Source organism: Sphingobacterium sp. UBA6317, assembly GCF_002440385.1.
GTDB classification, from domain to species: Bacteria; Bacteroidota; Bacteroidia; order Sphingobacteriales; family Sphingobacteriaceae; genus Sphingobacterium; species Sphingobacterium multivorum.
Genome location: NZ_DJTD01000028.1, coordinates 53,625 through 73,772, shown reverse-complemented (window position 1 = coordinate 73,772; position 20,148 = coordinate 53,625). Strand labels below are relative to the sequence as shown.

Here is a 20,148-nt window from a genome sequence, read left to right as displayed (position 1 = left end):
CTTTTCGATAAGAACCACATGCAAAGCTTATTAGTTCAATAAAAGCTGATAAAAACAAAAAATTCAAAAACTTGCTTAAAAAAATGGACACTAGTATATGGCATTAAAACAGGTAATACCCGTAATAAAGACATTTTTTTTAGGAACAAATACCCAATTAAAAAAAGCTATTCATGGCAGTAAATTTTATTGCGACACGTTTAATCCTGCTTTTTTGTAGTGTTTCTACTACAAAATCAACGATACGCAGCTTTACGTATTTTTCCCATATACCTGTTTAAACAAGGTTTGGATGACCTCTAAATCGCAAAACTAGCACTTTAATTGTACCTCTGTTTATCGAATACACATCAGTCAATTTAACAAAAGGTACTATGAACAATTCCAATTTAAATTTGTTAGTCGAAGAAAAAAGAAGTCTTTTGAAACATTTCGCGGGAAAATTCACCAATGATCCTGATGAAAAAGAGGATTTGATTCAAGAAACACTTATCCGCGCATTAAAATCGATCGATGATTTTATCCGTCACCCCAAGTTAATGTCTTGGCTTTACGTTATTATGAAAAATGTATACATCAATCAATACCGCAAAGCGAAGCGTACGAATGATATCCACGAAACCTACATCGGTCTCGAAAGTACCAACACAATAGAAACAAATAAAAGTGACATTAAATTCATCGCGGATGATATTGAAAAAGCGATGTGCAGTTTATCGGAAGAAAATTATCAAGTGTTTCAATTATTTCTCGAAGGATACAAGTATCATGAGATAGCCTCTTATTTTGACATGCCCGAAGGCACTATAAAAACCAGGATCCACATGACAAGAAAGAAACTTCAAAAGCAACTTAAAATTTACAGGCTCAAATAAAAAACAAAAAGGTGGTTCTAGGGTTATCTATCTAGAAGCAGCTAACCGACATCACAACAATTCGTTAAATGGTAAACATATGAAATCAAGAGTTAAAATAAATAATCAGCAAGCTATGGTCATTGCGCTAATTATCTGCGGCGGTCCGATAGGAAAAGGAAATAGCAAAACCATTGTTCAACCAGAAGTTTCGGAATCAGTAGACAAGAAACAGATTAAGGTCGATACGGAAAAAGGTAAAAAAACTTCTTTTAATAAAAAATAAAGATAGCAATTACCGTCCAACGGCTGCTTTAGCAATTTAAAGCAGCCGTTTTTTTTTGCGTTTCGCTCCAGCTATCGTGCAACAATCTACTGATGGTACGCTGTATAAAATCGCCTTCATGGATGAAATTATACCTATCCTGTTCTTTCACAAAACTGCAGGGCTACTTGAGGCGTTCTTAAGTGAAAAATAGAAATTCACAAAGCCGACATTAAATGGAAAACAATACGGTAAATGATCGTACATTAACCAGCGACCTTATACAGATCAACAACGATCGGATTGCAGGTTATCAAAAAGCTGTAGAAATAGCCACGCGCCTCCAACTTGAACATTTAAATAACACCTTTATTGAGTTTATGAACCAATCCGAGGTATTTATTGAAGAATTAAAACCCTACCTAGCTCCGCGGGAAGACGACTCAATCGGAGGAACGATGATCAGTGGCAAGCTATTCAGAATTTGGATGGAGATAAAATCCTCCATTTCAGGAAATGATGAAAGGAGTTTACTATGCAGCTGTGAGCAAGGTGAAGATGCCTTTACACATACCTATAAGGATGTTGTTGACCATGAAGACTGGGAAATCAGCCATGATCTGCTCCTGCTCATCGAAAAACAACTTGGTATACAGCTCGAAGCTCACGAATATATTAAAACGTTACGAGACAAGGCCACAACGTCTTAACCTATTATCAACATATTTTACAAGGGAAAATGCACTATGAAAGCAAGAACGGGGTATACAAGAAGAAAAGTAGGTAAGTCTTTTAAATATTTCGACGCTTCGGAAAAGGAAGTGTCCGATAAAAAGGTTTTAGAGCGGATCGCAAAACTCGTTATTCCACCAAATTGGACAGATGTTTGGATTGCTAAAAGCTCAAAAAGCGATTTACAGGCTTTTGGCTTCGACCAAAAAGGACGCAAACAATATATCTATCATTCCAAATTTGTCGGCCAACGGCAAGCTGCAAAGTTTAGCAATATCCTCTATATGGGTAAATACTTACAAGAGTTGAGAAACATCAGTTCCAAACACCTCAAACACGAATTTTGGGACATGGATAAACTTTGTGCAGTTGCTTTTAAAATAATGGACAGTACATTGATTCGTATTGGCAATAAGCGTTATACACTGACAAATAAATCGTATGGGCTGAGTACTTTGGAAAAAAGACACGTCAGCATTGAAGGCAATCGGATATCGCTAGCCTATAAAGGTAAAAAGGGGGTTTTCCAGCAGAAATCCTGGACCAACAAACAACAAGCTAAACTTTTGGAAGAATTACTAAAAATGAAAGGCAAAAGGATATTCCAAATGGATAGTGCAAGTTGCGAAAGCACTTTCTGTGGTTCCGCTTTTAATCAGTATCTGCGGAAGAATTGTACGGGTGAGATCAGCTGCAAGAGTATTCGCATTTGGGGCGCCAGTCGTGAAGCCTTTTATCAGCTTGCGCAAACAAAACAGGCGGAATCACTCAGTGCACGGAAAAGACAATTAAATAGCGTCATCAAGAAGGTTGCAGAGCAACTTGGTAATACGAAGTCTGTTTCGCAGACTTATTATATCCATCCGGCCATACAACAGGTATTTATGGAAGCAAAGTTCCCCTTTATAAAAGATAAATTACCACTAGCGAAGCTTGAAGAGAGAGTATTCCGATTTTTACGTAAACATGGCTAAGCAGGAAATTACCGGCCAAATCTAAACCATTCTTCCAATGGATGGTTTAGCTTATGAAGCCAACTCGCAACCATCTCCATTGCTGCAACAGAAAAGGTTATACCATTTCCGCCGAAGCCACATACAAAATATGAATTTTTGAACTTTCTATGTTCTCCGATATAAGGTAATCCATCTTTGGTCGTCCCAAATGTACCTGCCCAAGTAAAATCAGTGCGGAAGGTTTTATCGACAAAAATTTTATTAAATGACTGCGCTAACTTATGAGACTTCTTTGCAATGAGCTCATCTCGCTTGATGGGATCTCTAAAGGTCTCATCTTCTCCTCCAATCAGAAACCTATCGTCGTCTGTTGTTCGCATATACAAATAGGGCGTGGCCGTATTCCAGATGAGAAGGTCGCGATATAGCTGATTATGTTCTTTATCAGCTTCCGATACAATAGCAAATGTGCTTAGCAGGTCAACAAATTTTTCGGAAATGAGATTTGTTGTTTCGTATCCTGTACAATAGATAATCTTTTCCGCTTTGATTTTAGCCCCTGTTGAAGTAATCGCTGAATTATAACCAGACTTATAAAACACTTTTTCCAACGCTGTTTTGTCAAAAATAGATAACCCTCGGTTAACATTATATGCCAATAGTTCGTGTGTGAAACAAAAGGCGTCAATGCTTGCCCCTAGATCCGAAAGTATACCCCCATAAGCACCGCACATTGCATAACGTTCCCTGATATCCCGCTCCGTCAGCCACTTGACGTCGAAGCCAGCTTCTTGCCTTGCTTCGAACTCCACCTTTAGCCAAGCTATATCCTTTTTCTTTGCCGCATAGTAGAGTGACTGTTTGCTTCTAAAACCAGCTTTCGATCGGATTTTCTTGGCAAGTCTACCTAATTTATCAATCGCTTCTCCACAGGCTCGGTAGCTCGCAATTGCCCCCTGAATGCCGATTAATTCCTTTAATCTATATAAGGGAATATCAATCTCATATTGTAACATGGAAGTTGTTGCCGCCGAACTCCCATTCACAATTTCCCGCTTATCTATAAGAACACATTTCTTTCCATCGCCCATACATTGATGCGCAATCAAGGCTCCGGTGATCCCCCCTCCTACAATAAGTACATCACAGCTTATATCTTTTTGTAAGGAAGGATAGGTATTTAAGAGACCATTCTTCACCAACCAAAATGGCTCATTTGACTTTAAATCCATGATAATAATAGCAGCTTTACAGTATATAACCGATTCCTTTAGGAATAGTTTGCCAGCTATTTTATTAAATTTCAAACCATTCCTCCATAGCGAAGGTTATCGTATTAGCAATAAATGGACAACATATGCGTGCAATTTGGACAGGGGCTATTGGTTTTGGCTTAGTTAATATTCCCATAAAATTATATAGTGCAACTGAAAATGCAAGTCTCGATTTGGACATGCTTGATCGTAAAGATTTATCCAATATTAAATTCAAACGGGTAAATGAACAGACTGGTAAAGAAGTAAAGTGGGACAATATTGTTAAAGGATACTTTATGAAAGACCACTATGTAGTTTTGGAAGACGCCGATTTTGAAGATGCAAGTCCGGAGAAATCAAAACTTATCAATCTGCATGCATTTGTAAAACTGATGGATGTTGACAGTATTTATTTTGAAACACCTTATTACCTCGAACCACAGAAGGGCGGTGAGAAAGCTTATCAGCTGCTTGTCAAAGCTTTAGAAAAAACAAAAATGGCGGGTTTAGGAGCATTTGTGATGCGAAATGTCGAACATCTAGCCCTTATAAAACCCTATCGTAATGCATTGGTATTGAATAAAATTCGCTATCAGCAGGAGATTAGGGGCTTGGACGACCTTAAATTGCCCACTACAATAAAAATTCAAAAGGTGGAAATGGACATGGCGACACAGCTGATTGAGCAGCACAGTAAGTCCTTTGATATTAGTAAATATAAAAATGAATACATGGACGAGCTCCTAAAAATTATCAAGCAAAAAGACAAGGGAAAACGCCCAACCATCCGAAAAATGAAAGTTGAGCATACAAAAGCAGACGATCTTCTTGCCAAGCTAAAAGCGAGCTTGGGTTAAGACGCACCGACATAAAAACCTAGGTGGCTTAGCTACCTTCAAGGAAGCTAAAAGCAGGAATAAGAAATCCAGTATTTTAAGCATAAATAGAAGAACGATGAAAAATATCATACCGGAACAGAAAGAAGGGAAAAGACTTGATTGTTTTGAATCACTTGAATTTGCAAGTGAAGATATCGCTAACTTAGCATTTGAATTGGGCGTAGAGAACCTGAGAAAGGTCAACCATTGGTACACGTTAGCCCAATTACCCGCTACCACATTTCAATTGACAGGCGGTTATGGTACACCGATAGATCGCTTACTCGAATTACATGATTATATCAGACTGGATATCCCCGGACCGGGACTTCCAAGTAGCGGTGGTTATGACTGGGTACATGTCGTTAACCTCACGCTAGACAAAACCGATGATTATAAAGTTTTTGCCCTAACCTTAAAGCCTTGTCCCGATCCAAGCCATCCCGGCGATAAAAATACAGCTCATTTTTTCGAAGGAATTTCATCGTCAACTTTCCTGATCGAACAGCGTAGAAACAGTATATTGTTTCAATATGCTGGCAGAAACGAGATCATAAACGTTGACAATGAAAATTTTAGCGATAATGTTCGGAACTATCTCGTCGGTTTGGCGGCGAAAATAGGAGCCTCCTATCCGCAGTGGAAATCATTAATTAAAGGAATGGCGAATGCTGTTGCCAAAGAATTTAATGCCCATTTATAGTATGTTACATGTGAGAAAATGGTACCATTTTTAATTCCAAAGTAAAAAGAAGCCAATAAGGCAATTTTATCTACTTTCCAACGTTCTAATATTAAAGATTCGATCTATGTTGTCGTAATTTTTTTTCGTATATTTATGTATACATTAGGAGTTTTGGGGTACTATGAATCATACAATCCAATCGAGTAATCAAACCGTTATTAAGCTTCAGTCTTTTGGCAGCCTGGTCATTTTAGATCGGCACTTTACGATCGTCGGAGTGACGGAGTCTGTCGTAAATGAACATTATACCAGTGAAGCTCTATTAGGAACCCATTTTTTTCATAGCTTTGGCCATACCTTCGGCGAAGCCCTATTGAAAGTGAGGAATGCTGTGATGGAACTTCTTGAAAACGGACAGTCGCGTCACATTTTACCCATTAAAATTAAAAACGACAGGGTTTATGTTAAACTACGTAGACATGATGAATATCTTTACATTGAATGGGAACAACAACATAAAAAATATATTGCCGCTAAAAAAATTAACGAACTCAATTTTTTGTTGGATACCATTCAGCCAAATAACTGGAATCGCGTTTGTTCGGCCATTAACAAGATATTGAATTATGATCGTGTTTTCGTTTTGCAAATTCAAGAAACAGGGTATAGTTCGGTGATTGCTGAGCATACGGCAAATGGACGGTCTTCTTTCAAAGGCAAGGAATTCTCCAAAGATTTTATGCCCGAGGAAGTTTTGTCTTACTATCGTAGTTATTCGTATCGATACGCTCCCAACATGGACGATCAGGGACAAGAATTCTATTATAAAGATGAGGCCATCGATCCCCTTTCGAGCCTATTATCTCCTCTGCCTGAACTCCATCAACTTTTTTTAAAAGAAATAAATGTTCAAAGTGCCCTTTTTTTTCGAATCTGTATTGATGATGATTTTTGGGGACTTGTGGTTGCGCAGCATGACGAAAAGCGTGTGGTCGACCTACAACAACGAAAACTATGCACATTTGCCATCCAGGCGGCAACCAGCAAATATGAAAGTCATGTCAAACAGAATCTCTTGGAAAGAACAGAGCTTCTAAAGCTCGCAGAAGAAGAATTAAAGAAAAGTCTCTCTGAAAATAAGATGGTAAATTGTGCCTTGATACAACATATGGACATTCTAACTCAGCTTGTGGATGCAGATGGTTTGGCAATTTTCAATCAGGGCGACGTTTTTAGCTATGGGCAGTCTCCTCCTAAAGCACAGTTTTATGAACTCATTCAATTCCTGCAGAAACATACCGACAAAGCCCTCTTTAAAGACTACAACTTTCGTCTAAATCATCAAGAAAACTTTAAAGAAAAGCTTGGTTTTGCCGGTCTAATGTATTTAAAGGTAGGCTTGGAGAACGATTATTACATCGTTTGGTTTAGAAGAGAAAATAGCAGTCAGGTCATGCAAATGGAGTTAAAAGAAGAACAGGATGGTAAAAAGCAGCTCAAAATCTGGGAAGATACGCGTTATGATGTTGCCAAGCCATGGAATGATGCTGAAATTAACTTTGTGCTTCGCTTAAATCAAATCATCAAAGAATCCATCTTTGCGAAATTGAAAGAACGCCAGCTCCTCAATGACGAACTTCTCAGCTTAAACAATGAATTGGAAATGTTTACCCATACGCTTTCCCACGATTTGAAAAACCCGCTGTCCATCTTAAAAATGGGTATACAATTTCTTCAGCAACACCCCGACAATATCGATTTTAAAAAAATCAATAAATGGTATCAGAATTTCAGCCGAAGTGTCACCAACATTGAGGATATTATCAACAATATGGTACAATTAAGCCAACACCGATCCAGCATTTTAGACAAAGAGCCACTTCCAATGGCCTACACCATTCAGCGTATATTCCAAGAAAACAGTATTCTATATAACGTCAATAATTGTCGGCCCACTTTTGGTACATTATTGCCTATTTGGGGCGAGAAAAGTGCCGCTTATCAAATTTTTTCCAATTTAATTATCAACGCTATAAAATATTCAGCCCAGTCGGACAGCCCTGTGGTATCCATAGATAGTTCGCATGAAGATGATTATACCCATTATCAAATCAAGGATAATGGAATTGGCATACCCAGTGAACACCTACCGCACATATACGAAATGTTTACAAGGGCGGATAACGTGGGCTCCATACCCGGTACGGGCATTGGTCTTTCACTCGTAAAGCGCATTATGGAGCGGTTGGGAGGAAATATAAAAATTGAATCGGAAATCGGTTTGGGCACAACAGTTCATCTTTACTTTCCAATTGTTAAGCCATTTCCCGAACAAATGTTGCTCAATTAACCTGATGAGCATCCTGAAATCTCGCAAACTATTTCCTTGCTGATATTGTTCATTATTCGAGAGAATACAACGCGAATAAAGAGGGTTGTACCACTTAAACGAAATCGAAAACATGGAAGAGATATTGCAACATGCAGTAGTAAAACGAGGTTTGATTATTGCCTATTACTTTAGTAACATATGGTATCGCAAAGGATTATTCGGGCAACATACTATTCCGGATCCCAATGATACTGATCCAATTGAGCGTCCTGAACCGGACGTGGATGAAACCGATCCTGAAGAAGAAGAAAATGTCAATTATGCCCATAAAAAGACACAAACAAGCGACGGAACAAGTGCTAGAGCGGCCTCGTCCGCTGCTTGGGATGAAAATGTCGAAAATCCGGCAATCCCAAAAAAGACAGATTGACCAGCGGGTCAATCTGTAACGATATGCAATTGGCCATTTTCATTAAAAAAAACGTCGCTGATAAACACGATGCGTTTATCACCCGTTTTTATAGTACGTCCGTGATACACACAGCGGAGCTTTCCTTCTCTATCGCTAAATAGGCTATTGTGTCCGGTACCCGAAATTACTCCCCCGCTATGGGTATTTTTTTCAATGATTGGGTTAGCAGGTGACTTTTCATAGCTTCCCAATGGGGCAGTTGCCGTTCCATAGCCTACCGCATAATTGGCTCCAGCAAAATAGTTGGCGGAATACATCATATAATATTGTCCGTTTTTTTTCATTAGAAAAGAACCTTCTGTCCATCGTCTATTTATCTCACCCGAAGTGACTGACCTACTCTCCCATTCAGCCTGTACGTCATTCATCGAAACTGGAGGTCGCATTAAAAGGACTGGGTCCCCGATCGTTTTAGTCATACTGCTGTCCAATTCAACACCATACACCCAGCTCTCTTCGATCCTGCTATAGCCATACTTCTGCTTCGCCCAATCCGCAACCTCCGACTCCACCGGATGCTCGTAGCAACAACGCGAATAAAACAGATAATTCCTATTGTCGGTATCTCTAAAAACGTTCGCATCAATAATTGGATATCCCGGATCAAAAATAGGTTTTCCAGTAAGGTCTTTGAATGGCCCTAAGGGACTATCCGCCACAGCTACCCCGATGCGATAGTTTTCAATATGTTGTTTTGGATTATCTTTCCAATGGGCGCTATAATACATATAGTATTTGTTATTGACCCGGTAAACTTCAGGCGCCCAAAAATCTTTTTCTCCCCAGCCATTAGGCTGGTTGGCATCATATACTTTCCTTTCCTTCGTCCATGTTTTCAGATCTTTGGAACTATAAACAATAAAGCCGTTTTCAGTTCCACCTGTGCCATATAAATAATATCGATCGGTAGGCGGATCAAATACAATAAAGGGATCGCCAAAGGCTACATCCGTTTGATAGGATTTTCCATTCTGGGTCAATCCCTGATCTGTAGCCAGGAAGCGAAACTTTGCGGTATCAAACCGAGGAACCGTAATACCATCACCAGTTGATGCAAAATTAAACGGTATGATAGCGGTTCTCCGAGGTGCCACTTTTTCATCTGAAAAGTGTGTGTGACAGACATAATACCATTGCTTTCCTTTTTTGAAAACGTCGCCATGTCCAGTTCCGGCAAAACCGCTATTTTTTCGGCTTAATGCCGGCTGACCTTCCAGTTTTTTCCAAGGCCCATAGACATTATCCGCGATCGCCACGCCGACAGCATAGTCTTTATTTCGAAAATCATTTGCCGAATAAAACATATAATAATACTGGCCTTGCTGGATAACAGTAGGACCTTCGGTAACCGTCCACTCTGCATTTGCTGTATTTTCCCAGGGTAATTCCGCATGGACACATTCTTTTAGCGTCTCTCCTTTTATTCCCGAATAATCGGACTTTAATTCGGCGACAAAAATTCTATTTCCTTGCGTTAATCTGACATGAAACAGGTATTTCCTCCCATTGCGATCGCTGAATACAAAAGGATCTATCTGCTTTTGCCCGACTTCAAGTGGTGCTTTGGAAGTTTGCTTAAAAGGACCTACAGGGCTATCACTAACTGCAATTGCTATATGCTCATCTGCTGTATAAGCCATATAAAATTTACCCTTTTCAAACCATACCTGTGGCGCCCAAAATCCCGTCGATCCAAAAGCATCTCCTTTTAAAAGAGCAAAACCTGAAGTTGTGCCTGCCGGGACCTTCCAATGTTTCAAATCTGTAGATTGATACACTTTAAACCCCTGCTGTTCTTCAGAATCTCCATTCGTACCGTACAGATAATAATATCCCCCGTAAAAGAATACGGTTGGATCAGCCTGAAAAATCCCGTCTATTGGAATATTCGCCTTTCCTATCGATACTGCTGTGGTATGCTGTGCGATTGTCGTCTGTACAAAAGACAGAAAAAGGGCACTAATTAAGAGGTATATTTTGTTCATTGAATTGAATAGCTATTTGGTATACAGATATCTAAAATTCAATAATTAATCGCTCAATTGCCGGTAATATTGTATCAATTGAACATCATTTTGTATCATAAAACCATTTCTCTAACCAAGTTTAGTTAAATGCAACTGTTTCATTTAATTGACAAACCATTTACTTCTGAGACCCGTTCTATTTAAAATAATCAAATACTTATTTAAGAGCGTAGGTCATGATATGTAATAACATCTTTTTCTTTTCCTTAATAACCAGTCTGCTGTTGATATCGTGTAATCATCAAACTCCTCAGGAAAAAGCTTCCCGTCATATGGAGGAGGCCGAAAATAAAGCAGCGGCAGCCAGTGAACAAGCTATAGCGAGAGCTGAAGCTGCGGCAGCAAAGAATACCGAAGCAGTCATTTATGCAAATATAGCTGCTGCTAACGAGGCTGTTGCTGGGATTCCAGCTCCAGCGTTGTCCAATAAGGAAGCTGAAAGGATATACAACAAACTCGGCAAAATCATTGTCGATCGAATCAATGCAAAGACAGCAGTAGAAGCGATGGAAAAAGAACAAGCCATCGCTCGAATTAAAAAAGATGTTTTGGAAAATTTAAGGAATGGCAAAATTACCCAAGCTGATCATGACGGTATAATGGGCTATTTAGAAGATAGCATCAAAGCTGCCAAGTCAGTTATGTAAGGCGCAATCAGCGAGACAAAACGACAAACTTATGATAAATTCAATCGAACAATCGTGTATAGAAGCCTGTTGGCAATGTGTTACTGCTTGCCATACCTGTGCGAATGCTTGCACAAAAGAAAGTGACCTTCAAGCCATGGCAAAATGTATTGCATTGGATATGGAATGCGCAGTCGTGTGTAAAGCGGTGGCCGAACTTCTTGCTATGGAAAGTTACTATAGCCGACGACTTATCAAGACTTGCGCTGAATTATGTACACTCTGTGCAGAGGAGTGCTTTATGCATCCACATGAACATTGCCAGCACTGTGCTAAATTATGTGAACTTTGCGCAATTGCGTGTAACAAACTAACTGCATAAAATATAGTGGTGTAGATTTCAAATTTCCTGATGGGGCTATCAGGAAATTTTTAATTCAAAATGCCTCTTTCAAATGCAAATTTGACCAAATGAGCTGTATTTTTTACGCCCGCTTTATCGATTAAGTTTTGACGGTGTCCTTCAACTGTACGCTTGCTTAAAAATATCTTATCGGCAATTTCAATATTTGTGTATCCTTCTGCAATTAATTTGAGTACTTCAAGCTCTCTATCGGAGATATCAAAATCTGTCTGTAGCTCGCCTGATACCTGTGCATAGCTTTGTTTAGAGCGAACTTGGTCCAATAGTATCATTGCGATTTCCTCGCTCATGTATCGTCCCCCATTTGCGATATGATTTAATCCAAAAAGCAATTCGTTATAGCCAACGTTTTTAACCAAATATCCGGCAAGACCAGATTCAAATGCTTCAACAACGTAGTTGATCTGATTCAACATGGACAGTATTACTACTTTAATTGACGGATACTGTTTTTTTAATTCATGTAATAGTTCAATACCATCCATTTCCTCCATGCTGATGTCTGTTAAGGCAATATCAGGAACAGGATTAGAATTTAAGAACTGAAGAGCCTCCTTTCCATTCGACGCCTCTCCAACAACTTCAAATCCATCTTGCGATTCTAATAGTAATTTTATTCCGTTACGTACAACCATGTGGTCTTCAACCAATAGGATTTTTATCATTATTCTTTTTTTAAATAGTTAATTTAAGTAAAATACCTGTCTCCGGCGTATGATTCATAATCCGTGCATTATAGAGTTCAGCAATCTTCATCAAACGCATTGGCCTATGTTCATGTTTTATTGTTGACAGCGATCTCCCCTGGCTAAAAAAAGGTGACACTTTAACTAAAATCTCAAATTCAATCACCTGTACCGAAACTGAAATAGCCTGTGAAGGAATCTCATCATTTAAATACTGGAATATAGCAGTAAGTAACTTAAACAGCTGAACTTGTGCCTCATGATGCAATTCTCTTAAATGCGGATCTAGCAAGGTGTCAATTGTAAAACCCGATCGTTTTCTATAACTCGCCACAGCCTCATCAACTGCATGAAAAATGCCAAGATCATTCAGTATCGGATTGTAGAGCAATACAGCTTTATTACGAATCTCCATAACCAACGTGCTTAATGAATCACGTAAGCAACGTAATTCTTCAAAATCACCATAGCGATTTGTAAAATTCTGAAGAGATATACGCATTCCGTAAAGTTCCTGAGCCAATTCATCGCGGAAATACCGTCCTATTTTTCCAATATCATCTTGTTGATTCCTAATAATCGATTTATAAAAATCTTCTTGACTACCATCCCATACCTGCTTTAGTTCCGAAGGCTCTTTGAGGTTCTCCAACCGTCCCACAGGCTCTTCTGATAGATCAAAATATAGTTTTTTGTTTTCGTCCCCCATATTGTTTTTCATTACATGTCATAACTAATAACCATTTAAAGGTATCAACAGTTTTAAATATTCACATCTATTTAGCCATTAAAAATGTACCAATTAAAACACTACGTATAAATACGTGCGACAAAAAGAAAAAAGGGGGAAATGAAACAGGAAAACACTTGTTATTAATGCAGAATAACGCTTAGCATCAGCCTGATAGCTGAATAGTTATTCTACATAAAACATTGACTAACTGGTTGTTAAAATAAAACAAGTAATAAATCAGCTTGATCCATTCAGCGTCAACGCATTTCCTCTTAATTATTTTCTAGCACCTTAATTGTAGTGATATAGGCAAGATAGACACTTAAAACTTGATAATATGGAAAATTTAACAATCGATCAACTGTTTAAGGAAAAAAGACCTACATTAAAATATTTGGCAGCGCAATTTACAAACGATCCGGATGAACGAGAAGATCTGGTTCAGGAGACCATGGTAAGGTCATTGGGATCTATTGAAAAATTCCTGAAACATCCAAAGTTGATGTCCTGGCTCTATATAATCATGAAAAATACATATATTAACCAATATACTCGAAATAAAAGATTGGAGAATTACCGCAATGAATATGTAAGTATAGGTTATCATAATGAAATAACAACCAATCGCGGTGAAAATAATTTTATAGCCTCTGATATACAACACGCACTCAATAGTTTATCAAAAGATTACTATAACGCCTTTGCAATGTTTTTGGAAGGATTTAAATATTATGAAATTGCAGAGCATCTGCAAATCCCGGAGGGTACGGTCAAAACACGTATACATATGGCCAGGAAAGCACTGCAAAAACACCTAAAGATTTATTCAAAAAGTATCGATTAAAAAATGGTCGCTTTTCAAGATAAAAAAGCAGGTATTTAGCCTGCTTTTTTATCTTATTTCCCATTACTTAGACCTTCCTATGCTTCAACTGCATTTTACCCTAGCGGATATCCTAGTTATTCATTATATTTAGATATTTAGGGAACAACTTATTGATTTAATAGATTGAACATCAAAAAGTATGAAAAAACAGTTAATCACTTTATTTTTTATATGCTTGAGTGGCATTATGGTAGTATTATCCTGTGATCGGGCAGCAAAAGAAGGTGAAAATAGAATTCGTGTCAGTGGTGAAGGAAAGATTAGGATAATGCCCGATCAAGTCACGTTGACAATCAATACGGCATTCACAAAACCGAGGATGGTAGACGCGGTTAGAGAGACTCAAGCAACTGTCGATACGGTCATTGCATTGCTCCAAAAATACGGCAATAGAAAGGAAGACATTAAAACAAGCAGCGTATCAGCAAATAAGGATTATCAATACATCGGAAATACCAATAAATTTATTGGTTATCAAGCACAACAAACAATCGATTTTGTTTTACATGATTTATCGAAATTTACAGAATTAACAGGCAAGTTGTTAGAGACCAAAATAAGCGGAATAGGCTCCATCTCATTCGATCATTCCAAAGCAGACAGTATTTTAAGAGAAGCGGATCTTATTGCTTATGATGATGCATTAAAATCTGCAAAAAAACTTGCATCTCGGGCAGATGTCGAAATTGGCAAACTGCTGTTTTTGTCGAACGACGGAAGCGCATCCAACCAATCGACGCAGTTTAGAACAGGGATGGGGTTAGAAACATTCAACAAGGGTTACGGCGGCGAAGGATTTAAAGTAGCCCCCGAAGTTTTAGAATTTAAAAGGACAATATATACGGAATTTGAAATTAGATAGCTCAAAAATTGGGATTAAGAATCTACGCCAATTAGACATTCTGGTAAGATCGTACTTACGAATAAAACTTGCTTAGAATTAGCATACGGCTAAGTTAAATACCATGATTCATCGCGGTGTTTTTTTCGTATATTTAACACATAGTTTATATACAGTTCATTTTCGTTTCGTTACTTTATCATACAATAGTTCAATGTAATCAACGGAGTAATGTATCTATTATGAAAACGATAAACTATTTTTTCCAGCGAATTATATTTAGGATCTTTCTAGGTCGATTCAGTTCATTCTATTCACCCTTGAGATTCCACAAGACCTAATTGTTTTTAAACGGCATTGAGGTCCGATAATTTTATTTTATAAATGCTTTTAACCAAAGATGCTTTTGGCAAAGATTTTATTTGGGGAGTGTCTACAGCTGCCTATCAGATCGAGGGTGCGCATGATTTACATGGCAAAGGTCCTTCTATTTGGGATATCTTTGTACAAAAAAGGAACCGTATATTTCAAAATCAACATGGTAATCAGGCTTGCGATTTTTATAATCGCTACGTCCAGGATCTCCATCTAATGAAAGGAATGCATATTCCTAATTATAGATTCTCCTTATCATGGAGCCGTATTTTCCCGGGTGGAATCGGTGAAGTAAATCAATCAGGTTTGGATTTTTATGATCAATTGATCGACCTATCGCTCGAACTAGGGATCACCCCTTGGGTTACCTTATACCATTGGGATCTTCCCCATGCATTAGAAAAAAAAGGTGGCTGGGTGAACCGTGATGTAAAAGATTGGTTTGGCGAATTTGTTTCCAAATGTGTGCATACCTACGGTGATCGTGTTAAAAACTGGATGGTTCTCAATGAGCCTACCGTATTCACTGCCGCAGGTTATTTCTTTGGCGTGCATGCACCGGAACGAAAAGGTCTGGGTAATTTTTTGGCCGCCGCGCATCATGCGGCATTGGCACAAGCACAGGGAGGTCGAATCATCAAATCGATCCAGCCCGACAGTCAGGTTGGAACTACATTTTCATGTTCTCATGTCGAACCATTCACATCGAGAGACAAGGACATTAAAGCAGCAAAAAAAGCAGACGTATTACTCAATCGTCTGTTTATAGAACCTCTCTTAGGAATGGGCTATCCTACTCAGGAGATTAAAATACTGAATAGAATTGAGAAGTATATTAAATTTAATGATGAAAGAGACCTGAAATTTGATATGGATTTCATTGGGATACAGAATTATACGCGGGAGGTTATACGATACGCCATGTTCGTTCCTTATCTCCAAGCAAAAATAGTATCCGCAAAAGAGCGTAAAGTTGATTTAACTGAAATGAACTGGGAGGTTTACCCAGCGTCCATCTATCATATGCTCAAAAAATTCAGTACCTACCAAAACATGCCGCCTTTAATTGTTACCGAAAACGGCGCCGCGTTTCCGGATAAAGCCGAGAATGGTATAGTACATGATCCTAAAAGAGTTTCCTATTTACAGGAAGCATTGCAACAAGTTTATCGTGCGAAACAGGAAGGTATAAATGTCAAGGGCTATTTTGTATGGACTTTTCTTGACAACTTCGAATGGGCTGAAGGATATCGGCCAAGATTTGGACTGGTGTATGTTGATTTCAAAAATCAACAACGTATCATCAAATCCTCTGGGCATTGGTATGCGGACTTCTTAAAATAAAAAAATTACTTTTTCTCACCATGATGATAAATCAAATTCGTGATTTTTAATAAAATTACCGCTACAAGTATTGCCCCAATAATGATACATCCGCTGATTAATGAATTTCGCCCGTTATCAGCAAAAATATAGATTGCGCATACCGCCAACAGACAGGGCAAAGCAAAAACAATCAGCTTGATCCAATAGACACGATCCTCTTCCTGGAGGATCCTTTCGGTGGTTACCGCATGAATAAGAGCGGCCTTATTTTTTCTAAAATACGTAAGAATGAGCTCTATCTCTTCCTGTCTAAGTTCGCGGGGGCGGACGATCTGTTCTTTTAATACGATAAGTAGATTTTTGCGATCGCGTTGTACAGAGCGAATATCTGCCATTTGAAATCGCTTTTTATAGCCCATGGGATTTATTGCATAGCCCTTATAATCGCTGTTTTCGGGACATAGACAAGAGAACTCAATGGCATTTAAAGAGAAGATAATATCAGTGTGATCTTGACCAATCTCTCTAAATTTTGATATGGCAAGTTTAACGGTTGCAAATAATGCACACTGAAGCACAAACAGACCAAAAGACAGATGAAAAATCCAGGACAAAAGCAATGCAACAGCAATAAATCCAAAAATAAACCAGCTCATATTAGACAAAATGTCAACCTTACGTCGTATTATTAACACAAAAATTGTACACATTACAGCTGGGATACTTGCTTTCCAATCCCAAAATATACTGACAACACCCAGCACTGAGCATAGCATATACATCAGCAGTTGAAAATAATCTGATTTCCGTTGGAAGTTGGTTCTCTTAATTTCAATGCTGTTTTCCACTACCTGCTCGAACAAAATGAAAAAATGTTTAACATAATATCTCTCTGATTGCATAAATATAAATATCTTTAATTAATATATATGTAAAAAATCAAAGCGTATCGTATGAAGACTTTTCAGTTTAAATCACATCAGGTTAAAAAGGGCTTAATCTTTGGATTAATTTATTTAGTTGTTGTATTTATACTATGTTATATGATCTTCGGTGGTATAAATGGGATGGCCGATGCGGCAAATAACTTTGGTTCGGCGAAGGGCTTAGGGATATTGGTTGCGGTTGTTATCATTGGTCCACTAGTCGTCATCTTGCAATTGATCAATCCCAAGATTGAAGTACAAGTTGACAGTGCGAACTTATCTATCAGGCAGCCGAAAAAAGAGGATAGCATTATTCCACTGAAAGAGATCTACATCATGGAAATAAACCATGCTTTGGTCAACCAGCTTCAGCTGTTCGATCAAAATAGACAGCTACTCGCTACAATACACCCCCAAAACGACACAAATGTCATTTTCTCCATCGCTAGTGCAATAGCACAACAGGGTAGATTTGTGAAGACAAAGGGGAACAAAAAGATCTTTGGAAATCCTGTTGAAACAATTTCCTATTCCAGGCAATAAATTTGGCATCGATATACGAAATGAAAAGCGCGGCAAAAATTCAGTATTTGGTCCTAATGGTGACAACTCTACTCTTGGGTTTAATCTCACGTAAAATATCTGTCATACCGCCTATATGTGGCGATGTGCTTTATGCCATGATGGTGTATTGGTTATCACGCTTAATATTTATTAAAAAATCACTGTTCTCCTACTGTATCATTACCATTCTATTCTGTTTTACCATTGAATTTTTACAACTTGTCCAATTGCCCCTATTTTTATGGATAAGGAGCAATTCACTTTTGCGCCTCGTATTTGGACAAGGATTTCTCTGGTCAGATTTAGGGGCTTATTTCCTGGGAGCGCTTGGAGCTGCATTTCTTGATTATCTTAAAGATCATTTGCTAAAAACAGACCCTGCGTTGTGAACTGAATAGACCTATTTTGTCGTTTTGGCCCCCATATCGATGCCCATCTTTTCATAAGCAACATCATTCGGCTGCCAAAGCTCTATTTTATTTCCTTCAATATCCATGATATGAACAAATTTGCCATAGTCAAAGGACTCGATCTTATCAAGTACCGTAACTCCCTCCTTCTTCAATTGATCGATTAGAATTTCAATATCGGCAACCCGATAATTGATCATAAAGTCTTTGTCCGAGGGACCAAAATAGCTTGTACTCTCTTTAAAAGGGCTCCATTGCGTAAATCCTTTTTTCGTACTATCAGCACCCTGATACCACTCAAATACAGCGCCGTAAGAATTTGTTGCCAGTCCCAGATGATCGGCATACCAGGCCCTTAATTTTTTAGGATCTTTGCACTTGAAGAAAATTCCGCCTATACCAGTTACTCTTTTTAACTCGACAGGTCGGTTCAAATTGCTCATGGTATTAAAGGCGTACCCCATTCCAAACGCCAGCGAAATACTCGCAACAAATACGACTCTTTTCATAATTTGATAAGGATAAATATTTATTTCTACCTCCTCTCCCAAATTTAATCATAAGTTTTGAAAAAACATTTACAGTGCAAAACAACATATTCTTTTCTTATACGCTCAGAATGTTATATTCATAGCTTTTATCCCATTTTTTTCCTGCTCAGATTGTTAAAAAACGATATTGTATTTATACATTTGACTCGGTCAAGATTCATTTATCATCCTGGTAATGCGTTTGACGTACTTAGTAAATAGCATCTGAAGTAAAAAACAGCGTTATGTATAATTTTAAAAACGATTATTCCGAAGGGGCGCACCCCCGCATTTTAGATAAACTTATTGAAACAAATCTGATACAACAAGCCGGCTATGGCGAAGATGAATATGCTAAAGCAGCAAAAAGCATTTTGAAGAAAAAGATAGCGAACGAGCAAGCTGTTGTTTACTTTTTATCTGGCGGAACACAGACCAATCTACTTGTGCTATCCTTTCTCTTACGTATCCATGAAGCCGTAATTAGCGCAAAAACGGGGCACATATCGGCCAATGAAACTGGCGCTATCGAAGCAACTGGACACAAAGTCATTACTGTCGAAACACTTGATGGAAAACTAACGCCGAAGGATATTACAAAAACGTTAAAGGAACATGCACTGGCACCACATGTCGTAAAGCCAAGAATAGTGTATATTTCCAATTCGACTGAAATTGGCACGATCTATACGCTGACAGAATTGGAAGCACTTTATGTATGTTGTCAAGAACATCATCTTTTACTTTATCTGGATGGAGCTCGGTTGGGGCATGCTTTGATGGCTGAAAACAACGATCTAACACTGAAAGACATTGGAAATTATGCTGACGTATTCTATATTGGCGGGACGAAAAACGGTGCGCTTTTAGGTGAAGCCGTAGTGTTTAATAAACCCGAATTGGCACTGGATTTTGACTATGCAATCAAGCAGAAGGGCGCTTTGCTTGCCAAGGGCCGGGTTTTATCCATTCAGTTTCTCGAGCTCTTTAAAGATGATTTATATTTTGAACTAGCGCAAAAAGCAAATTCCTACGCTATGCGGATCGCTCAGGTGATCAAAGAAAAAGGCCATTCATTTTTGACAGACTCAACCACTAATCAAATTTTCCCGATTTTACCCAAATCTGTCATAGAGACATTGAGTCAGAAATACCAGTTTTATATTTGGAAGGAAATAGATAATGATTATGCTGCTATTCGCCTGATTACCTCCTGGGCCACCGACGAGGAGCAGGTTGCAAGTTTTATGGAGGCCATATTGAAATCTTAGTGATCCGACCTCTAGGCTTATTAATCACTCCTAAATGAAAGCGTCCAATAGGTATGTTGTACCCATTGGACGCATCCGATAAAATGAAAAAAA

General features: G+C 38.4%; 21 protein-coding genes. 15 read left to right on the top strand and 6 right to left on the bottom strand.

The window, feature by feature from the left end; translation table 11 throughout:
• Positions 1-374 precede the first annotated feature (374 nt).
• The 4 genes from B3E92_RS08365 to B3E92_RS08350 all read left to right on the top strand — a co-directional run bounded on the left by B3E92_RS08365 (position 375) and on the right by B3E92_RS08350 (position 2,825).
• On the top strand, positions 375-875 hold the full coding sequence (locus B3E92_RS08365) for an RNA polymerase sigma factor (protein ID WP_286896203.1): 501 nt from the start codon (positions 375-377) through the stop codon (positions 873-875).
• 79 nt (positions 876-954) lie between these two features.
• Complete coding sequence (locus tag B3E92_RS08360; protein ID WP_070563932.1) at positions 955-1,140, top strand: hypothetical protein; 186 nt, start codon at positions 955-957, stop codon at positions 1,138-1,140.
• Positions 1,141-1,355: 215 nt separating this feature from the next.
• Positions 1,356-1,829: a PA2169 family four-helix-bundle protein gene (locus B3E92_RS08355; protein ID WP_286896201.1), complete on the top strand. Its 474-nt coding sequence runs from the start codon at positions 1,356-1,358 to the stop codon at positions 1,827-1,829.
• 36 nt (positions 1,830-1,865) lie between these two features.
• Complete coding sequence (locus tag B3E92_RS08350; protein ID WP_046673503.1) at positions 1,866-2,825, top strand: DNA topoisomerase IB; 960 nt, start codon at positions 1,866-1,868, stop codon at positions 2,823-2,825.
• Between the two features lie 8 nt (positions 2,826-2,833).
• On the opposite strand, the gene B3E92_RS08345 is transcribed toward B3E92_RS08350, so the two are convergent.
• Positions 2,834-4,039, bottom strand: coding sequence for an NAD(P)/FAD-dependent oxidoreductase (locus B3E92_RS08345; RefSeq protein WP_286896198.1), 1,206 nt, complete (start codon positions 4,037-4,039; stop codon positions 2,834-2,836).
• A gap of 125 nt (positions 4,040-4,164) precedes the next feature.
• Here B3E92_RS08345 and B3E92_RS08340 point away from each other — a divergent pair, with 125 nt between their 5' ends.
• The 4 genes from B3E92_RS08340 to B3E92_RS08325 all read left to right on the top strand — a co-directional run bounded on the left by B3E92_RS08340 (position 4,165) and on the right by B3E92_RS08325 (position 8,388).
• Positions 4,165-4,920 (top strand): Ku protein, encoded by a 756-nt coding sequence (locus B3E92_RS08340; protein WP_070563924.1) that lies wholly within the window; start codon positions 4,165-4,167, stop codon positions 4,918-4,920.
• Between the two features lie 97 nt (positions 4,921-5,017).
• A complete protein-coding gene (locus tag B3E92_RS08335) occupies positions 5,018-5,644 on the top strand; it encodes a hypothetical protein (protein WP_070563921.1) in 627 nt (208 codons plus the stop codon).
• Positions 5,645-5,807: 163 nt separating this feature from the next.
• Positions 5,808-7,976, top strand: a complete 2,169-nt coding sequence (locus B3E92_RS08330) for a GAF domain-containing sensor histidine kinase (protein WP_286896195.1) — start codon at positions 5,808-5,810, stop codon at positions 7,974-7,976.
• A gap of 112 nt (positions 7,977-8,088) precedes the next feature.
• Entirely contained in the window at positions 8,089-8,388 is a 300-nt protein-coding gene (locus B3E92_RS08325; RefSeq protein ID WP_046673508.1) for a hypothetical protein, read from the top strand.
• Positions 8,389-8,396: 8 nt separating this feature from the next.
• On the opposite strand, the gene B3E92_RS08320 is transcribed toward B3E92_RS08325, so the two are convergent.
• Complete coding sequence (locus tag B3E92_RS08320) at positions 8,397-10,415, bottom strand: glycoside hydrolase family 43 protein (RefSeq protein ID WP_286896193.1); 2,019 nt, start codon at positions 10,413-10,415, stop codon at positions 8,397-8,399.
• A gap of 314 nt (positions 10,416-10,729) precedes the next feature.
• On the opposite strand from B3E92_RS08320, the gene B3E92_RS08315 reads away from it, so the two are divergent.
• Entirely contained in the window at positions 10,730-11,104 is a 375-nt protein-coding gene (locus B3E92_RS08315) for a hypothetical protein (protein WP_139144937.1), read from the top strand.
• A gap of 411 nt (positions 11,105-11,515) precedes the next feature.
• Here the strand turns inward: B3E92_RS08315 and B3E92_RS08310 are convergent, their stop codons facing one another.
• Positions 11,516-12,172 carry a response regulator transcription factor gene (locus B3E92_RS08310; RefSeq protein ID WP_286896190.1) on the bottom strand — a complete coding sequence of 219 codons (657 nt, stop codon included), beginning with the start codon at positions 12,170-12,172 and terminating at the stop codon, positions 11,516-11,518.
• A 10-nt stretch (positions 12,173-12,182) separates the two neighbouring features.
• Positions 12,183-12,914 (bottom strand): hypothetical protein, encoded by a 732-nt coding sequence (locus tag B3E92_RS08305; protein WP_286896188.1) that lies wholly within the window; start codon positions 12,912-12,914, stop codon positions 12,183-12,185.
• 349 nt (positions 12,915-13,263) lie between these two features.
• Between B3E92_RS08305 and B3E92_RS08300 the strand changes: the two genes are divergently transcribed.
• The 3 genes from B3E92_RS08300 (at position 13,264) to B3E92_RS08290 (ending at position 16,372) form a co-directional block, all read left to right on the top strand.
• On the top strand, positions 13,264-13,770 hold the full coding sequence (locus B3E92_RS08300) for an RNA polymerase sigma factor (RefSeq protein ID WP_070563905.1): 507 nt from the start codon (positions 13,264-13,266) through the stop codon (positions 13,768-13,770).
• A gap of 181 nt (positions 13,771-13,951) precedes the next feature.
• Positions 13,952-14,674 (top strand): SIMPL domain-containing protein, encoded by a 723-nt coding sequence (locus B3E92_RS08295; protein ID WP_286896186.1) that lies wholly within the window; start codon positions 13,952-13,954, stop codon positions 14,672-14,674.
• A 363-nt stretch (positions 14,675-15,037) separates the two neighbouring features.
• The gene (locus B3E92_RS08290; RefSeq protein WP_070563902.1) at positions 15,038-16,372 is read left to right on the top strand and encodes a GH1 family beta-glucosidase; all 1,335 of its coding nucleotides are present in this window, start codon (positions 15,038-15,040) and stop codon (positions 16,370-16,372) included.
• A gap of 5 nt (positions 16,373-16,377) precedes the next feature.
• Here the strand turns inward: B3E92_RS08290 and B3E92_RS08285 are convergent, their stop codons facing one another.
• A complete protein-coding gene (locus B3E92_RS08285; RefSeq protein WP_286896183.1) occupies positions 16,378-17,010 on the bottom strand; it encodes a hypothetical protein in 633 nt (210 codons plus the stop codon).
• 297 nt (positions 17,011-17,307) lie between these two features.
• Here B3E92_RS08285 and B3E92_RS08280 point away from each other — a divergent pair, with 297 nt between their 5' ends.
• Together B3E92_RS08280 and B3E92_RS08275 are read left to right on the top strand one after the other, a co-directional pair.
• The gene (locus B3E92_RS08280) at positions 17,308-17,823 is read left to right on the top strand and encodes a hypothetical protein (RefSeq protein ID WP_070563896.1); all 516 of its coding nucleotides are present in this window, start codon (positions 17,308-17,310) and stop codon (positions 17,821-17,823) included.
• 20 nt (positions 17,824-17,843) lie between these two features.
• Positions 17,844-18,233 carry a DUF2809 domain-containing protein gene (locus B3E92_RS08275; protein WP_112374072.1) on the top strand — a complete coding sequence of 130 codons (390 nt, stop codon included), beginning with the start codon at positions 17,844-17,846 and terminating at the stop codon, positions 18,231-18,233.
• 11 nt (positions 18,234-18,244) lie between these two features.
• On the opposite strand, the gene B3E92_RS08270 is transcribed toward B3E92_RS08275, so the two are convergent.
• Positions 18,245-18,763, bottom strand: a complete 519-nt coding sequence (locus B3E92_RS08270) for a VOC family protein (RefSeq protein WP_201303537.1) — start codon at positions 18,761-18,763, stop codon at positions 18,245-18,247.
• Between the two features lie 266 nt (positions 18,764-19,029).
• Between B3E92_RS08270 and B3E92_RS08265 the strand changes: the two genes are divergently transcribed.
• On the top strand, positions 19,030-20,055 hold the full coding sequence (locus B3E92_RS08265; RefSeq protein WP_070563890.1) for a threonine aldolase family protein: 1,026 nt from the start codon (positions 19,030-19,032) through the stop codon (positions 20,053-20,055).
• The last annotated feature ends 93 nt before the right edge of the window (positions 20,056-20,148 follow it).

Bases quoted from the DNA above. Each gene is read 5' to 3' on its own strand.
- B3E92_RS08295 (WP_286896186.1), top strand. From the start codon at position 13,952: ATGAAAAAACAGTTAATCACTTTATTTTTTATATGCTTGAGTGGCATT.
- B3E92_RS08305 (WP_286896188.1), bottom strand. From the start codon at position 12,914: ATGAAAAACAATATGGGGGACGAAAACAAAAAACTATATTTTGATCTA.
- B3E92_RS08335 (WP_070563921.1), top strand. From the start codon at position 5,018: ATGAAAAATATCATACCGGAACAGAAAGAAGGGAAAAGACTTGATTGT.
- B3E92_RS08285 (WP_286896183.1), bottom strand. From the start codon at position 17,010: ATGAGCTGGTTTATTTTTGGATTTATTGCTGTTGCATTGCTTTTGTCC.
- B3E92_RS08365 (WP_286896203.1), top strand. From the start codon at position 375: ATGAACAATTCCAATTTAAATTTGTTAGTCGAAGAAAAAAGAAGTCTT.
- B3E92_RS08270 (WP_201303537.1), bottom strand. From the start codon at position 18,763: ATGAAAAGAGTCGTATTTGTTGCGAGTATTTCGCTGGCGTTTGGAATG.
- B3E92_RS08360 (WP_070563932.1), top strand. From the start codon at position 955: ATGAAATCAAGAGTTAAAATAAATAATCAGCAAGCTATGGTCATTGCG.
- B3E92_RS08280 (WP_070563896.1), top strand. From the start codon at position 17,308: ATGAAGACTTTTCAGTTTAAATCACATCAGGTTAAAAAGGGCTTAATC.
- B3E92_RS08320 (WP_286896193.1), bottom strand. From the start codon at position 10,415: ATGAACAAAATATACCTCTTAATTAGTGCCCTTTTTCTGTCTTTTGTA.
- B3E92_RS08300 (WP_070563905.1), top strand. From the start codon at position 13,264: ATGGAAAATTTAACAATCGATCAACTGTTTAAGGAAAAAAGACCTACA.
- B3E92_RS08265 (WP_070563890.1), top strand. From the start codon at position 19,030: ATGTATAATTTTAAAAACGATTATTCCGAAGGGGCGCACCCCCGCATT.
- B3E92_RS08325 (WP_046673508.1), top strand. From the start codon at position 8,089: ATGGAAGAGATATTGCAACATGCAGTAGTAAAACGAGGTTTGATTATT.
- B3E92_RS08330 (WP_286896195.1), top strand. From the start codon at position 5,808: ATGAATCATACAATCCAATCGAGTAATCAAACCGTTATTAAGCTTCAG.
- B3E92_RS08315 (WP_139144937.1), top strand. From the start codon at position 10,730: ATGGAGGAGGCCGAAAATAAAGCAGCGGCAGCCAGTGAACAAGCTATA.
- B3E92_RS08350 (WP_046673503.1), top strand. From the start codon at position 1,866: ATGAAAGCAAGAACGGGGTATACAAGAAGAAAAGTAGGTAAGTCTTTT.
- B3E92_RS08290 (WP_070563902.1), top strand. From the start codon at position 15,038: ATGCTTTTAACCAAAGATGCTTTTGGCAAAGATTTTATTTGGGGAGTG.
- B3E92_RS08275 (WP_112374072.1), top strand. From the start codon at position 17,844: ATGAAAAGCGCGGCAAAAATTCAGTATTTGGTCCTAATGGTGACAACT.
- B3E92_RS08345 (WP_286896198.1), bottom strand. From the start codon at position 4,039: ATGGATTTAAAGTCAAATGAGCCATTTTGGTTGGTGAAGAATGGTCTC.
- B3E92_RS08355 (WP_286896201.1), top strand. From the start codon at position 1,356: ATGGAAAACAATACGGTAAATGATCGTACATTAACCAGCGACCTTATA.
- B3E92_RS08310 (WP_286896190.1), bottom strand. From the start codon at position 12,172: ATGATAAAAATCCTATTGGTTGAAGACCACATGGTTGTACGTAACGGA.
- B3E92_RS08340 (WP_070563924.1), top strand. From the start codon at position 4,165: ATGCGTGCAATTTGGACAGGGGCTATTGGTTTTGGCTTAGTTAATATT.